The following is a 14,593-nucleotide window of genomic DNA, read 5'->3' on the forward strand; positions in this document are numbered from 1 at the left end:
AAGGGAACGGTTAGCGGGCGCCGGGCCAGGCCGGCAGGTGTTCGGCCATCCTGCGCAGGGTCGCCGGCAGTGGATCGTCCAGGCCCATGGCGTATCGGGCCACCTGATGACGGGCGAAGGGCAGGGCCCGGGCGGCTCCCAGGCCCAGGTTGCGCAGCAGGTGCACCGGCGGGATGCGGTTGCTGAACAGATGATAGAACGCGTCCATGGCCAGCATCATGCGCCGGTTGGCGGGACGGCGCTGGCGCTCATAGCGGGCCAGCAGCGCGGGGGCGGCAGGATCCTGGCCGGAGCGCCGGGCGTCTTTCAGCAGCGATTGCAGGCATTCCGCGTCCTGGAAGCCCAGGTTCACACCCTGGCCGGCCAATGGGTTGATGGTGTGGGCCGCATCGCCGACCAGCACCACGCGGTCTTGGTGGTAGGCCTTGGCGTGCTGCCGGGCAATCGGGAAACTGGCGCAGCCGTCAATGGCGGCGAGCTGGGGCAGGTCGTCGGGAAACGCCCGTTGCACCGTTGCCATCAGCTCCGTGGTGTCCAGTGACTTGAGCCGGGCGAGGGTCGCCGGGTCGTCATACCACACCAGCGAGCCGTGGCTGCGGCCGTCACCGGCCCCGTGCAGGGGCAGGAACGCCCTGGGACCGGTGGGGTAAAAGCCCTGCCAGGTGATGTCCTCAACCGGGCCGTGGTAGCGCACCGACAACACCATGGCCTGTTGGGCGTATTGGTCCCGGGTCACGCCGATACCGGCCAGCTCCCGCACTCGGGACTGTGCACCGTCTGCGCCGACCACCAGGGCCGCCCGCAGGGTGTCTCCGCTGTCCAGGCGCAGTTGCGCGGCGTTGTTGTCGTGCGCCAGTCCGGACACCCGTGTGCCGGTGTACAGGGTCACGTTCGGCTGCGCAACCGCCTGGTCCCACAGGGCCAGCTGGGTAATGCGGTTTTCGACGATGTGGCCAAGGTGGCTGCGGCCGAGCGCCGAGGCAGTGAACGTCACTTCCGCGAGGCGTCGCGGCAACAGCGCCGCGAGCGGGTGAGAGGTTTCGTCCCAGACAGCGAGCCGCCGATACGGGGTGGCCCGGCGCTCGAGAATGCCGGGCCAGGCGCCGAGGGCGCGCAGGTAGGCTTCACTGCCGGCGCTCAGGGCCGAGACACGGAGGTCGGGTGGGTCGTCGGAAGAAAACGGCGAGGGCGCCGCCGGATCGATCAGCGCCACCCGGTAGCCGTCGCCGGCCAGGCCAATGGCCAGGGCGGCGCCGACCATGCCGGCGCCGACAATGGCAATGTCGTGGGTGTGAGTCATAGCAGGGTCCTGTCTGATGCCGTCAGTTTACGCGATGCCGACGGCGAGACAAGCGCCCCGCCCGGATCACAGGCCGGCGGTATCCACCAGCGGACGGCGGCCCGGCGCGTCCGGCTGGCGACGGCCTCGGGCCAGCCAGGACGGCTTGCGGGCGCCTGGGCGAACGAAGCCCTGGTGCAGCACCATGGGCTGCACCAGGGCCAGGTAGTCCGCCATCTTCATATGCACGGATTCGGTGTGGCTTCCGGCGGCAAACGCCAGCTCCGGTTGCTCTGTGAGGGCCTCCGCACAGTACACCGTCATTCCGAACAGGTTACCGAAGGGCGGCATGGCGCCCACTTCGCACGCCGGGAAACGATCCTTGAAGGCCTGTTCGTCCGCCAGGTCGACAAAATCCGATTCCAGAATCCGCGACAGTCGGTCCCAGCGGATGCGCCAGGTGGCCGGCATCACCACCATGGCCATCTTGCCGTCCAGCTCAATGATCACCGTTTTGGCGACCCGGTCACCGGCAATCTGGACGTGATGGGCAAGTTGTTGAGCGGTAAAGGCGGGGGGGTGGGACAGGCACAGGTAATCGGTGCCCGCGGCGTCGAGGTATTCCTTCAACTGCTGTACCGGCATCGTGACATCCTCCAACCAGCAATGACAGCGTTTCGGAGCCATTGATTGTCGGTGTGCCGGGCCCCGTTGGCGTCGGTGGCCGCCGGTTACGGCCGGCCACCGTTACTGCTCAGCTTAGACGAGCATACGCCATTTGCGAGCGGTCGGATGATTTCCTGCGACCGGGTTCACTCGCTGTGGTTGTAGATGTGCACATCCCGCTGCGGGAACGGAATGCTGATGCCTTCCTCGTCGAAGGCCTTCTTGACCTTTTCCTGCATGTCCCAGTAGACCGGCCAGAGATCGTCGGTCTTGGTCCAGGGGCGCACGATGAAGTTCACCGAGTTATCCCCCAGTGAACCGACGGAGATTCGGGGCGCCGGCTCGGGCAGTACCCGCTCGTCGGCGTCCAGGCAGCGCTTGATGATGGCGCGGGCCTTGTCAATGTCGTCGCCGTAGGCAATGCCGAACGTCATGTCGCAGCGGCGGGTATCGTAATAGCTGACATTGACCAGGCTGGCATTGGCCAGGCTCCCGTTGGGAATCACAATGCGGCGGTTATCGAAGGTATCGACAATGGTGTAGAGGATGGAGATCTCTTTCACGGCACCCAGGAAGCCCTGGGCCTCAATGGTGTCGCCCACCTTGAACGGCTTGAAGATCAGGATCAGCACGCCCCCGGCGAAGTTGGCCAGGCTGCCCTGCAGAGCGAGGCCGATGGCCAGGCCGGCGGCACCGATGATGGCGACGAACGAGGTGGTGGCAATGCCCACCATGGAGGCCACGGAAATCAGCAGCAGGATTTTCAGGACCGCGTTGATCAGGCCACACAGGAACTTGGTGAGGGTGGGGTCTTTCTGGCTCAGTTTGACGTCCAGGATGTGCACAAACCGGTTGATCAGCCACAGCCCGATCACCAGTGTGAGAATGGCCAGCACCACTTTCGGGGCGTAGGTCATCACCAGCGACATGGCCTGGTCCAGCAGTTTGGAGGCACTGCCATCAGCGCCAAAGAGGTTTTCCATAAAGAACTCCTTGTTCGTGAGGTCAAATCAGCGCGCCGGCTCCGCCCGCGCGGAACAACAGCGATTCATAACGTTACGCCGGTTGCGACGCACCGGCTCGCCCGATCAGTTCATCGGGGCCTCCCCGGACAATTACTCGCCCGGCCTTCTGGCTGAGCTGGTAGTCGTACATCGGGTCATAGTAATCGGTGAGCAGGGCTTCAATCCAGGCGTCATGGCCCCTGGTGTCGCCGGAGCTGGCCTGCTGGTCCAGCGCCGCCTCCATCTGCGCCCGCAGCTGCTGGTGGCGCTCGCCACCCAGGCGTCGTTTGATGCGGTCCAGGGCTGCCAGCAGGTAATCACGGAAATTGAGCCAGCCGGCGTCCGCGCCGTCCCGTTCGACATACGCGGCGAGCATGTCATCCACATAGTCTTCGCGGATCACGGCAACGCGTTCGCTCATGGGCCGCTCAAGCACCAGCAGGGGCGCCTCCGCCATGCGCGCCCGCAGGCTGTCCGGGAGCACGCACCGGCCAATCAGGCGGCTCTCATCCTCCAGATAAATGGGGCCGCCGACCCGGTGATGGGCCTTGAGCATCGCTACCGCCAGACGGTTTTCAAAATCAATCTGGGTCGGCTGCGGGGTGACCTGGCGGCCAAAGGTGGAGCCGCGATGGTTAGCCAGGTTTTCCAAATCCACCGGATTCGGCAGCCGGGCCAGTACCCGCGTTTTGCCCGTGCCGGTTCGTCCGCTCAGTATCCGGAATTCGCTGTCGGCAATGAGGGATTCGAGCTGGTCAATGAGGAACCGTCGCAGAGCCTTGTAGCCGCCTTTGACCAGTGGATAATCCAGGCCTGAGTCCCGGATCCACTGCTGGGTGAGCCGCGATCGGAGGCCGCCCCGAAAGCAGAACAGATAGCCGTCCGGATTCTGGGCGACAAACCGTTTCCAGGCTTCAATCCGCTGCGCCTTGATGTCCCCGGAGACCAGCTGGTGGCCCAGCTCGATGGCTTTGTCCTGCCCCTTCTCCTTGTAACAGATGCCAACGCGATGGCGTTCCTCGTCATTCATCAGCGGCGCGTTCACTGCGTTCGGAAAACTGCCTTTGGCGAACTCTACCGGCGCACGGACGTCCATCAGCGGCACGTCATCGAGAAACAGGTTCAGGTAATGGTCGGTGTCGGGTCTGCTTGGCATGTTCGGACCTGAAATGGGCGAATGAACTCGGGGGCAAAATAACGGCGGTGTTTGCCGTAAACCGGCCTGAGTATACCGAAAGCGATGGGGCTCTGCTCGGGGTACAATGCTCCCGCCACCGCCCCTGAGGCCAGACGTAGACAGAACAAGGAGCCCCCATGACCCCGGACCTGTTGAACCACCACCTGCAACAAACCCTGAGCCGGGGGCGCGTGGCGGTGAGCCACCCGGCAGGTTGCCCGTCAATCCCGTTGTACCTGTTTGATCCGTCGGTTCTGGAGGGGCCGTTGAGCCATGATGAGGCCCAGGCCGTGGTGGCTGAGCCCGCCTACTGGTCGTTCTGTTGGGCCAGCGGGCAGGTGCTGGCCCAGTGGCTGCTGGACCACCCGGAGACGGTGGCAGGGCGGACGGTCCTGGATGTGGGCTGCGGCTCCGGGGTGGTGGCGGTTGCCGCGGCGCTGGCGGGCGCAAAACGGGTCATCGCCTGCGATCTGGACCCGGCGGCCCTGGCCGCGGCCCGCGCCAATGCTGCCCTGAACGGCGTTGCCGTGGACACCTGCGACGACTGGCACCGGCGGCCTGACGGCATTGACGTGATTACCGCTGCGGACGTGCTGTACGACCCGGACAATCGGCCCTTGCTGGGGGTGTTTGCGGAGGCGGCACCGGAGGTGTGGCTGGCGGACTCCCGGGTGCGGGATCTGGGGGATGCGCGCTACGTGCACCGGGTAACGGTGGAGGCCAGGACCTGGCCGGATCTGAACGAGTTTGAGGAATTCAACCGGGTGCGGCTGTATCGGGCGGGGAACGCGCTGGGATGACATCGGGCGCGCCCCTTTTGCCGGGGGTGAGCAGGTTTGCCGGGGTAAGCAGGGTGGCAGAATCCCGACAAAAAAAAGGGCAACCAGCGGTTGCCCTTTTCGGAATAGGTCGGCGCATCCTTGCGCGGTGGCAACAATCCGGTTGCGTGTCCGTTCATCCGCTCCGTGGAGCCAGCGTCCGAGCCAGCCGTCCAGAATATTCTCCCTCAAGCGAGGCGTCCCTGATTCCTTGCCTCTCCCTGCAGTCCGTGCCGGGGTGCGTCCGATGCGTCGTCCTTTTCCCTGTCATCCTTGATATAGAGACTATACCAATCCCCCGATGACAAACCTGTGAAGGAGGTCGGATGATCCGGCCCCGCCATCGGTGCTGAAATAAATAATCAAATATAATCAACTGCATGGCGCGTTTTTGGGCACTTCAAGACGGTTCGCGCACGTGAGGTCACTGCGATCACCTACGCGGTTGTAGGAAATGTCTCACACGACGACGGGCGTTCTTCTCAAACGCCCGTTCGAACGCGGGACAGTCCCGGCCAGGGCAGCAGGCCCAGGGCCACGCCAACACCGTCGGTGGCGAGGTCCCAGAGGTCAAAATCCCGGTAGGGGAGGTTGGCCTGCACCAGCTCAATAGCCAGGCCAAACGCCAGCAGCGGAAGAATAAACTGCCAAGATGGCCGGGCGGGCCAGGATAAGCGGCACAGCAGGGTCAGTTCGACGAACGCCAGGAGATGATTGAGCTTATCGCTTGGCAACGATGGCATCGGGTAGGCCGGGTTCAGCGTGGCGAGGATGACGATGGCAATGAGCGAGATCACCAGGGCAGTGCGCCACAGGGAGCGATGATTGATCAGGGCGTCAAAGCTGCGTTGTAAGTCTGCCATGGGGAGTTTCCGCGATGGGGGTCGGGCTGTGGGCCAATGGTCAACATGATATGCTTGGCGCCCCGTCACTGTCATCGCTGCGGAGGATCGGCCGGTTATGCTCAAGGGTAATTTCTTTCAGGGCCTGGGCTACCTGGGTGAGGGCTTCCGGTTGATCCGGCAGCCGGGCCTGCGCCTGTTCGTGCTACTGCCCCTGATTATTAACGTCATTCTGTTTGCCCTGCTGTTCTACGGCATGGCCCAGGGGTTTTCCTCACTGATCGCCATGGCCATGGGTTGGCTGCCGGACTGGCAATGGCTGCAGGCCCTGAGCTGGCTGTTCTGGTTGCTCTATGGGGCGGTGATTCTGCTCATGCTCGCCTACGGCTTTGTGATTGTCGCGAACCTGATCGGTTCTCCCTTTTACGGTTACTTGGCGGAGCTGACCGAAAAGCTGCTGACCGGCCAGGAAGTGAGCACGGACGCCGGCTGGGCCGGCATCGTCAAGGACATTCCCCGGGCCCTGTGGCGGGAAGTCCAGAAAATTGGCTACTACCTGCCCCGGGCCATCGGGCTCCTGGTGATCGGCCTGATTCCCGTCGTCAATCTGGTGGCGGCCCTGCTGTGGTTCCTGTTCAACAGCTGGATGATGGCGCTGCAGTACGTGGACTACCCGGCGGACAACCATAAGGTCAGTTTTCCCGCCCTGCGCCGGCAGTTGGGCGATACCCGCCTGTCCGCCTTCGGGTTTGGCATGCCGGTGGCGCTGGCCTCCATGGTCCCTTTGCTGAACCTGATCGTGGTGCCGGCGGCCGTGTGCGGCGCCACCGCTTATTGGGTAAGGGAGCGGGACCCGGGCGCGAACATCCAGCCGGGCTGATGTTCCTTCGCGCGGCGTATTGCACAGAGTAAGGAAGCGAGGGAGAGGGCTTTCCAGAACCGTCCTCCGCCAGGGGTGGAGTGCGAAGCACTGCACGGGCAAGTCATGGACGACTTGCCCAGGGCCTTTGGCGCGACGCAGGAGCGATTAGCGCCAAAGGGCGGAGGCCGAGCGTACAGGGACGTATTCACAGCGTGTTCTGGAAAGCCCTCTCCCTCGCTTCCGAGGCACATACTCAACATTCTGTTTTGGAGGTTTCTTGGAAGCATCGGAATTTGTGATCGGTCAGCGTTGGGTCAGCCACAGCGATACCGGATTGGGGCTGGGCATCGTCACCGACGTGGACGGACGACGGATCACCCTGGGTTTCCCGGCGGCGGACGAAGAGCGCACCTACGCCATTGATAACGCGCCCCTGTCCCGGATCATCTACCAACTGGGCGAGACCATCGAAACCTTCGACGGCCAACGCTACATCGTACGCGCGGTCGAGGACATTGGTGGCGTGCTCATGTACCACGCCGACGACGGCGAGAACCTGCACGAAATCTCCGAGGTCAAGCTGGCCGGATCGGTGGATTTTTCCGCGCCCCACCAGCGCCTGTTTGCCGGCCAGTTTGATCGCAACGGCGCGTTCCGCCTGCGCTACGCCACCGTGCACCACCTGGACCGCCTGCGAGCCTCTGCGGTGCAGGGGCTGATTGGCGCCCGCACCCAGCATCTGCCCCACCAGGTGTATATTGCCAACGAGGTGGCCCGCCGCCACGCGCCCCGGGTGCTGCTTGCCGATGAGGTTGGCCTGGGCAAGACCATCGAGGCGGGCCTGATCCTTCATTACCAGCTCCACACCGGGCGTGCCCGCCGGGCCCTGATCGTGGTGCCCGAATCGCTGATGCACCAGTGGCTGGTGGAAATGCTGCGGCGCTTCAACCTGCGATTTTCCATCGTCGACCAGAGCCGCTACGACGCCCTGAAAGCCGACGAAGACGACATCGACGCGCTGGTGAACAGCGTGTTTGGCGACGACTACAGCGAGAACCCCTTCGAGGCCGAGCAACTGGTGCTGTGCAGCCTGGATTTCCTCACCGAGAGCCAGCGGGCCCGGGACGACGCCCAGGCCGCCGGCTGGGACCTGATGGTGGTGGACGAAGCCCATCACCTGGCCTGGAGCCCGGAGCAGGTGAGCCCCGAGTATGCCGTGGTAGAGACGCTGGCGGCCCGGGCCGCAGGTCTGCTGCTGCTCACCGCCACCCCGGAGCAGGTGGGGGTGGCCAGCCACTTTGCCCGGCTGCGTCTACTGGACCCCGCCCGGTTCCACGATCTGGACACCTTCCGGCAACAGGAGGCGGACTACGCTGCCATCAACGCTGTGGTGCAGCGGCTGGACGCCAGCGGATCCGTCTCCGCGGACGACCGGCCGGTGCTCGAGCGCTGGCTGGGTGACGAACTCGACGGCCTGGCGGCCGCCGGCACAGACGCCGTGATTGAGGCGCTGCTGGACCGTCACGGCACGGGCCGCGTGCTGTTTCGCAACACCCGGGCGTCTATTCAGGGCTTCCCGGAGCGCCGGCCGGTGCCGTCGGCCCTGCCATGTCCCGAGCTGTACGATGCGTGCCGGGACGGTCTCGACGCCTTGACGCCGGAGCAGAGCGCGGACGAAACCCGCTGGCTCGCTGAAGACCCCCGGGTGGCGTGGCTGGAGCAGACGTTGAAGCGCCTGCGCCCGGACCGGGTGGTGGTGATCTGCGCCCACGCCAGTACCGCCATGGCCCTGGAACGGCATCTGCAACTGCGGGCGGGTATTCGCAGTGCGGCTTTCCACGAGCACCTGAGCCTGGTGGAGCGGGACCGTGCCGCCGCCTATTTTGCCGACAGCGAGCAGGGTGCCCAGGCGCTGATCTGCTCCGAGATCGGCAGCGAAGGACGCAACTTCCAGTTCGCCCACCACCTGGTGCTGTTTGATCTGCCGGCCAACCCGGATTTGCTGGAGCAGCGCATCGGCCGGCTGGACCGGATCGGTCAGCAGCATCCGGTGGACGTTCACATTCCCTATCTGGAAGGCACCGCCCAGGAGCGCCAGTACCGCTGGTTCCACGATGGCCTGAACGCGTTCGCCGAGAGCGGCGCGGTCGGCGTGGCGGTGCAGGAGGCGGTGCGCGCCGACTGGCAGGCGGTGATCGACGGCGCCCCGGCGGCCCTGCCGGCGCTGGTGGAGGCCACTGCCGCCGAAGCCGAGCGCCTGCGGCAGCTGCTCCGGGAAGGCCGGGACGCGCTGATCGAGCGCAACTCCTGCCGTCCGGAGCCGGCCGCTGAGCTGATCCGCCAGATTGAGGCGGAGGAATCCTCGGATGATGTCCGAGATTACCTCATAGAGGCCTTCGACATTCTCGGCGTTGAGGTGGAAGACCATGGCGAGCAGTCCGACGTGATCCGGCCCGGCGAGCATTACCAGGCGGGCGTCGTGGCCGGGCTGCCGGACGATGGTCTGGCGGTCACCTGGAGCCGGGAACAGGCGCTGGAGCGGGAGGACCTCACCTTCCTGAACTGGGAGCACCCCATGGTCAGCGGTCTGATGGATTCCGTACTCAGCGCCGGCATGGGCAAAGCGGCCCTGGCCAGCCTGTCGGTCAAGGCGCTGCCGCCGGGCACGCTGCTGCTGGAGGCCCTGTTCACCGTGCACTGCCCCGCGCCGGAGGCCTTGCAACTGAGCCGGTACCTGCCGCTGTCACCGCTGCGGGTGATGGTGGACGTGAACGGCCGTGAATTGTCTGCCGCGCTGCCCCACGAGCGGCTGAACGAGCTGTGCTCGAATATCCGACGGCGTACCGCCCAGGCCATCGTGCCGCAGATCCGCCCTCAGGTGGAAACCATGGTGGACCACGCCGAGCGCCTGTCCGAGCCGCACCTGGCAACCCTCCGTGAGAGCGCCCTGGCGCGGGTGGACGAGGCCCTGCTACCGGAAATCCGTCGGCTGGAGGCGCTCAAGCGGGTGAACCCCGCGATCCGTGACGAGGAAATCGACTACTTCCGGCGTCAGCTGGGGGCCGCCCGGGAGGCGGTCGGCCGGGCCAGCCTGTCCATGGAAGGCATCCGGGTGATCGTGACCGCGTAAGCGGCCGCCGGGCCAGCGCGACCTGTCTGAACGTGCCGACTGTGCGACAGTCGGTGGCCAGGTTTCATCCGATGGGGTAGCGTAGGCGTACCCCTGTACGTGAAAACCGAAAGCATCCCCGATGCCGGGTCGTGCCCGCGGGGCCGGCCCGGTCTGCAATCCATGGAAGAAGGAGAGAACCCAAGATGACGCTGATTCTATTGGTCATAGCACTGGCCGGCCTGCTGGTGGTACTGCGTCGTGAAGCCGGTGCGGCCCCCGCCATCGGCGTGCTGGCGGTGACCGGCGTGCTGGCCTGGCTGTTCGCCTCGGGCCTGCTGGCACTGGTGCTGCTGATCGGCGCCGCCATCACCGCGGTGGCGGGCCTTCCGGGCCTGCGTCGCAGCTGGCTGACGCCCCGGGTTTTTGCCCTGTTCAAGAAAGTCGCCCCCAAGGTATCGGAGACGGAAAAAGTTGCCCTGGAGGCCGGTACCGTCGGTTGGGACGGCGAGCTGTTCACCGGTCGCCCGGACTGGTACCGGCTGCTGAACCAGCGCCACACCGGTCTGTCCGAGGAAGAGCAGGCGTTCGTGGATAACCAGTGCACCCACGCGGTGTCCCTGTGCAACGCCTGGAACACCGCCGTAGAGCGGGCGGACCTGCCGGAGCCGCTGTGGGACTATCTGAAGAAAGAAAAGTTCTTCGGGATGATCATCCCCAAGGAATACGGCGGCCTGGGCTTCTCCGCCAAGGCCCAGACAGCGGTGCTGCAACGGCTGGCCACCAATGAAATGCTGATGGTGACCGTGGGCGTCCCCAACTCCCTCGGCCCCGGTGAGCTGCTGGTCAAGTACGGTACCGACGAACAGAAAGACTATTATCTGCCGCGCCTGGCCGACGGCCGGGAAATTCCCTGCTTTGGCCTGACCGGCCCCCGGGCGGGCTCGGACGCCACCTCGCTGCCGGACACCGGCATCGTGTGCAAGCAGGAAGTGGACGGCAAGGAAGTGCTGGGCCTGCGCCTGAACTTCGAAAAACGCTGGATCACCCTGGCGCCCGTGGCCACCGTGGTGGGTCTGGCGTTCCGCATGTTCGACCCGGACGGCCTGCTGGGCGACACCAAGGACTACGGCATCACCTGCGCGCTGATCCCCCGGGACACCGACGGCATGGAAATCGGCCGCCGGCACTGCCCTATTGGCACGCCGTTCATGAACGGGCCCATTAGAGGCAAGGACGTGTTCATCCCGCTGGATTACATCATTGGCGGCCAGGACATGGCCGGCCAGGGCTGGCGCATGCTGGTGGAGTGCCTGTCGGTCGGCCGCTGCATCACGCTGCCCTCCGGCGCCGCTGGCGCCGCCGCGTTCGCGGTCGGCACCGCGGGCGGCTTTACCCGGGTTCGCCGCCAGTTCAATACGCCGGTGGCGGAGATGGAAGGGGTTCAGGAAGCCCTGGCCCGCATCGCTGGCAAAACCTACATTGCCCAGTCGGCGGTGAACCACACCGCCAACATGATCGACAATGGCCAGAAACCGGCCGTACCCTCCGCCATCCTCAAGTATCACCTGACCGAATTCCAGCGGGGCATCATGGCGGACGCCATGGACGTACATGGCGGCAAGACGGTCACCCTGGGGCCCCGCAACTATCTGGGCATTGGCTACAGCGGTGCGGCGGTGTCCATCACCGTTGAAGGCGCCAACATCATGACCCGCAGCCTGATGATCTTCGGGCAGGGGGCCATCCGCTGCCATCCCTGCGTGCTCGATGAGCTGGCGGCGAAGGACAACGACGACATCAACGCCTTTGATACCGCGTTTTTCCGCCATGCCGGTCTGATCTTCGGCAACGCCGCCCGGGCCTTCACCCAGGCCCTGGGCGTTGGCCACGCGGACGTGCCGTTCGACCACGCCAGCCGTCGTTACGCCCAGGCCGTGGCACGGTTCAGCGCCGCCTTCGGCCTGTGTGCCGATGCGGCCATGACCACCCTCGGCGGCGAGCTGAAGATGCGCGAGCTGATTTCCGCCCGGTTGGGGGACATGCTGTCGAACCTGTACCTGGCCTCCATGGTGCTCAAACAGTGGCACGAGACCCAATCGGTCGCCGGCGAGAAGGAACTGATGCAGTACAGCCTGACGCTGCTGCTGCACCGCACCGAAAACGCCCTGGATGAGTTTCTGCAGAACCTGCCCAACCGTCCGGTGGCGGCGGCCCTGCGGGCGCTTACCTTGCCGTTGGGACGGCGCTGGAAAGCGCCGGGTGACGGGCTGACCCACGCCCTGGCCAAGGCCATCAGCACCGACACGCCGCTGCGGAAGAAACTGTTGGCGTCGATCTGGACCGGCGAAGCCGAGGACGCCGAGGAAAATCCGGTGGCTCGTTATAACCGCCTGCTGGCCGGCTACGATAAGGCCGAACAGCTTTACCGCAAGGCCAACAAGGCCTATGCCAAAGGCGAGTTGCCGGCAACCGCGCTGCATCCGGAGGAGCGCTTCGAGGCGGCGCTGGCCGCCGGGGTGTTCACCGAGGACGAGGCCGGCTTCATGCGCACCTACGAGCAGGAGGTGCTTGAGATGCTGACGGTCGACGACTTTGCGTTCGACGCGTTTGCCCGCGATCGGGACACCCTGATCGACCACAACCCCGCCTGAGCCGGCGCCGGCGGCCCGATTCCGGGCCGCCGGCATTCATGGGTAACAGTACCTATTCAGCGTCCGGAAAATTCCCTTGGCAAAGCCGGAATTCCCGAGTAGAGTTGGTCCTCAAGGAAAGATTAGCAAAGCATTTCATGAATAAGACGTACCTGTAGTAGTCAGTAGTGCCGTCCTGTTTTTGATTCCGCGAGTCCTGTTTTTCCGCAAACGCCGCTCAAACGCTGTTCGCGTGCGAGGGCACATTAATGATTGAGTTCAGGAAGTTGAGTATGTCTACTGTTACCGGTACCGTTAAATTCTTCAACGAAGCCAAAGGCTTTGGTTTCATCACCCGTGAGAATGGCCCGGACGTTTTCGTTCACTACAGCGCCATCCAGGGTTCCGGCTTCAAGACCCTGGCCGAAGGCCAGCAGGTCGAGTTCACCGTCACCCAAGGCCAGAAAGGCCCGCAGGCGGAGAACGTGGTTGCCCTGTAATCCGTAAGGATTCGGCACCTCAGAAAAGGCAGCTTCGGCTGCCTTTTTTTGTGATTTTTTATCGAATGTGACATCTTTTCGTCCCTGATGGCCACCACATTAAAACGGGGCCGTGGTATTGACCAGATTCGGGACACCCCATGTTACTGCGCCTTGTCAAAGCGGCCTGGATTATCGCCTGGGCCATCCTCATGACCCTGATTCTGTTTGCGCCGATTACCCTGGCCGCCCTGCTGGGCAAACGGGGCGATGCGGCGTTCCGGGGCACACAGATTTACGCCTGGGTGATCCTCACCGTCTGCGGCATCCGCCTGCGGGTGCATGGACGCGAGCACATCCAGCCCGGGCAGCGTTATGTGATTCTCAGCAACCACGCGTCCTACCTGGACCCGCCGGCCCTGGTACTGGCCCTGGGCCTGCAGTACCGGTGGGTGATCAAGAAAGAGCTGCGCCGCATCCCCCTGTTTGGCCTGGCTCTGGAAACCTCCCGCAACCTGTTTATTGATCGCTCCCGGGGCGCGGATGCCCTGGACAGCATCAAGCAGGGCGTCGCCCAGCTGCCGGACGGCACCGGCATTCTGCTGTTCCCGGAAGGTACCCGGTCCCGGGATGGCAACCTGCTGCCGTTCAAGCGGGGCGGGTTTGTGATTGCCCGGGACGGGGGCTTGCCGATTCTGCCGGTGACCGTGGCGGGCTCCCACCGATGCCTGGCCAAGGGGCGTGCGGCGTTTACCCCGGGGGTTATTGACGTGGTGATTCACCCGCCGGTGGCGGCGGGGGGCATCCCGATGGATGCGTTGATTGCCCAGGTGCGCGACACCGTGGCCAGCGCCCTGCCGGAAACCGGCGGGAGCACCCCGGAGCCTGTGCTAAAGTAAATCACCTGGCGCCCGGGGCCTGCCCCGGGGCTGGCCGACAACGAATTGGCCCTGGACTCCCTGCCGGGGCCCCAACCACCGGAGCCGTTATGAAACTGATCGGATCAAGCACCTCTCCTTACGTTCGTCGCATCCGCATTTTGCTGGGCGAGGAGCCGCACGAGTTTGTGAACCTGGACATCTACGGCGAGGGCAGGGACGAGCTTCGCCGTAACAACCCGGCGCTGAAGATTCCCATGCTGGAGGACGATGGCCAGGCGCTGTTCGATTCCCGCATCATCGCCCGTTACCTGAGCGCCCGGCAGAACCTGGATCCGCTGACCTGGGACCAGGAAAACCAGCTCACGCTCATCGACGCCGCCAACGATTCGGCGGTGGCGCTGCTGCTGTCCAAGCGCTCCGGACTGAATATCGATGAGGACGTGCTGTACTTCAATCTCCAGCGGGAGCGCATCATGACCACCCTGCGCACCCTGGCGGCCCAGGTGGACGACGGCCAGTTTGACGCCTGGAACTACCCGGCGATCTGCCTGTACTGCCTGGTGGATTGGCTCGATTTCCGCGGCTTGGTGGACTTTTCCGAGGCGGCCAGCCTGATCGCCTTCCGCGACCAGCGCCGGGACAACCCCTGGGTGGCCCAGACCGATCCCCGCCAGGCCTGATGCCTGCACCTTGCATTTAAGTTGAAATTAAGTGGCCCCGACGGTTGCACATCGCCGGGGTCGTTTTTATCTTTGGTCATGACTTAATCATTTAAGATCGGGTTTGAACATCACCCCGGCTCAATCGGTTGGGTCATACACGGCTTGATGCGCCGGTCATGGC

General features: G+C 64.5%; 12 protein-coding genes. 7 read left to right on the forward strand and 5 right to left on the reverse strand.

The genetic code is table 11. From position 1 onward, the window contains the following. Nucleotides 1–10 precede the first annotated feature (10 nt). The 4 genes from V3388_RS01020 to mnmH all read right to left on the reverse strand — a co-directional run bounded on the left by V3388_RS01020 (nucleotide 11) and on the right by mnmH (nucleotide 4,105). Complete coding sequence (locus V3388_RS01020) at nucleotides 11–1,300, reverse strand: FAD-dependent monooxygenase (RefSeq protein ID WP_336365660.1); 1,290 nt, start codon at nucleotides 1,298–1,300, stop codon at nucleotides 11–13. A 66-nt stretch (nucleotides 1,301–1,366) separates the two neighbouring features. Further along, nucleotides 1,367–1,924, reverse strand: coding sequence for an aminoacyl-tRNA deacylase (locus V3388_RS01025; RefSeq protein ID WP_336365661.1), 558 nt, complete (start codon nucleotides 1,922–1,924; stop codon nucleotides 1,367–1,369). A 167-nt stretch (nucleotides 1,925–2,091) separates the two neighbouring features. Continuing rightward, complete coding sequence (locus V3388_RS01030) at nucleotides 2,092–2,928, reverse strand: mechanosensitive ion channel family protein (protein WP_336365662.1); 837 nt, start codon at nucleotides 2,926–2,928, stop codon at nucleotides 2,092–2,094. A gap of 73 nt (nucleotides 2,929–3,001) precedes the next feature. Then, the gene (gene mnmH, locus V3388_RS01035; RefSeq protein ID WP_336365663.1) at nucleotides 3,002–4,105 is read right to left on the reverse strand and encodes a tRNA 2-selenouridine(34) synthase MnmH; all 1,104 of its coding nucleotides are present in this window, start codon (nucleotides 4,103–4,105) and stop codon (nucleotides 3,002–3,004) included. Nucleotides 4,106–4,263: 158 nt separating this feature from the next. On the opposite strand from mnmH, the gene V3388_RS01040 reads away from it, so the two are divergent. Continuing rightward, a complete protein-coding gene (locus tag V3388_RS01040) occupies nucleotides 4,264–4,926 on the forward strand; it encodes a class I SAM-dependent methyltransferase (RefSeq protein WP_336365664.1) in 663 nt (220 codons plus the stop codon). 500 nt (nucleotides 4,927–5,426) lie between these two features. Here the strand turns inward: V3388_RS01040 and V3388_RS01045 are convergent, their stop codons facing one another. Continuing rightward, nucleotides 5,427–5,807, reverse strand: coding sequence for a VanZ family protein (locus V3388_RS01045; protein WP_336365665.1), 381 nt, complete (start codon nucleotides 5,805–5,807; stop codon nucleotides 5,427–5,429). 97 nt (nucleotides 5,808–5,904) lie between these two features. Between V3388_RS01045 and cysZ the strand changes: the two genes are divergently transcribed. The 6 genes from cysZ to V3388_RS01075 all read left to right on the forward strand — a co-directional run bounded on the left by cysZ (nucleotide 5,905) and on the right by V3388_RS01075 (nucleotide 14,430). After that, the gene (gene cysZ, locus V3388_RS01050) at nucleotides 5,905–6,666 is read left to right on the forward strand and encodes a sulfate transporter CysZ (protein WP_336365666.1); all 762 of its coding nucleotides are present in this window, start codon (nucleotides 5,905–5,907) and stop codon (nucleotides 6,664–6,666) included. Nucleotides 6,667–6,925: 259 nt separating this feature from the next. Beyond that, nucleotides 6,926–9,778, forward strand: a complete 2,853-nt coding sequence (gene rapA / locus V3388_RS01055; protein WP_336365667.1) for an RNA polymerase-associated protein RapA — start codon at nucleotides 6,926–6,928, stop codon at nucleotides 9,776–9,778. A 185-nt stretch (nucleotides 9,779–9,963) separates the two neighbouring features. Then, nucleotides 9,964–12,411, forward strand: coding sequence for an acyl-CoA dehydrogenase (locus tag V3388_RS01060; RefSeq protein ID WP_336365668.1), 2,448 nt, complete (start codon nucleotides 9,964–9,966; stop codon nucleotides 12,409–12,411). A gap of 272 nt (nucleotides 12,412–12,683) precedes the next feature. Continuing rightward, on the forward strand, nucleotides 12,684–12,890 hold the full coding sequence (gene cspE, locus V3388_RS01065) for a transcription antiterminator/RNA stability regulator CspE (RefSeq protein WP_076724994.1): 207 nt from the start codon (nucleotides 12,684–12,686) through the stop codon (nucleotides 12,888–12,890). A gap of 140 nt (nucleotides 12,891–13,030) precedes the next feature. Beyond that, nucleotides 13,031–13,768, forward strand: a complete 738-nt coding sequence (locus tag V3388_RS01070) for a lysophospholipid acyltransferase family protein (RefSeq protein ID WP_336365669.1) — start codon at nucleotides 13,031–13,033, stop codon at nucleotides 13,766–13,768. An 89-nt stretch (nucleotides 13,769–13,857) separates the two neighbouring features. Next, on the forward strand, nucleotides 13,858–14,430 hold the full coding sequence (locus V3388_RS01075; RefSeq protein ID WP_336365670.1) for a glutathione S-transferase family protein: 573 nt from the start codon (nucleotides 13,858–13,860) through the stop codon (nucleotides 14,428–14,430). The last annotated feature ends 163 nt before the right edge of the window (nucleotides 14,431–14,593 follow it).

This window comes from Marinobacter sp. C2H3, assembly GCF_037080155.1.
Lineage (GTDB): Bacteria > Pseudomonadota > Gammaproteobacteria > Pseudomonadales > Oleiphilaceae > Marinobacter.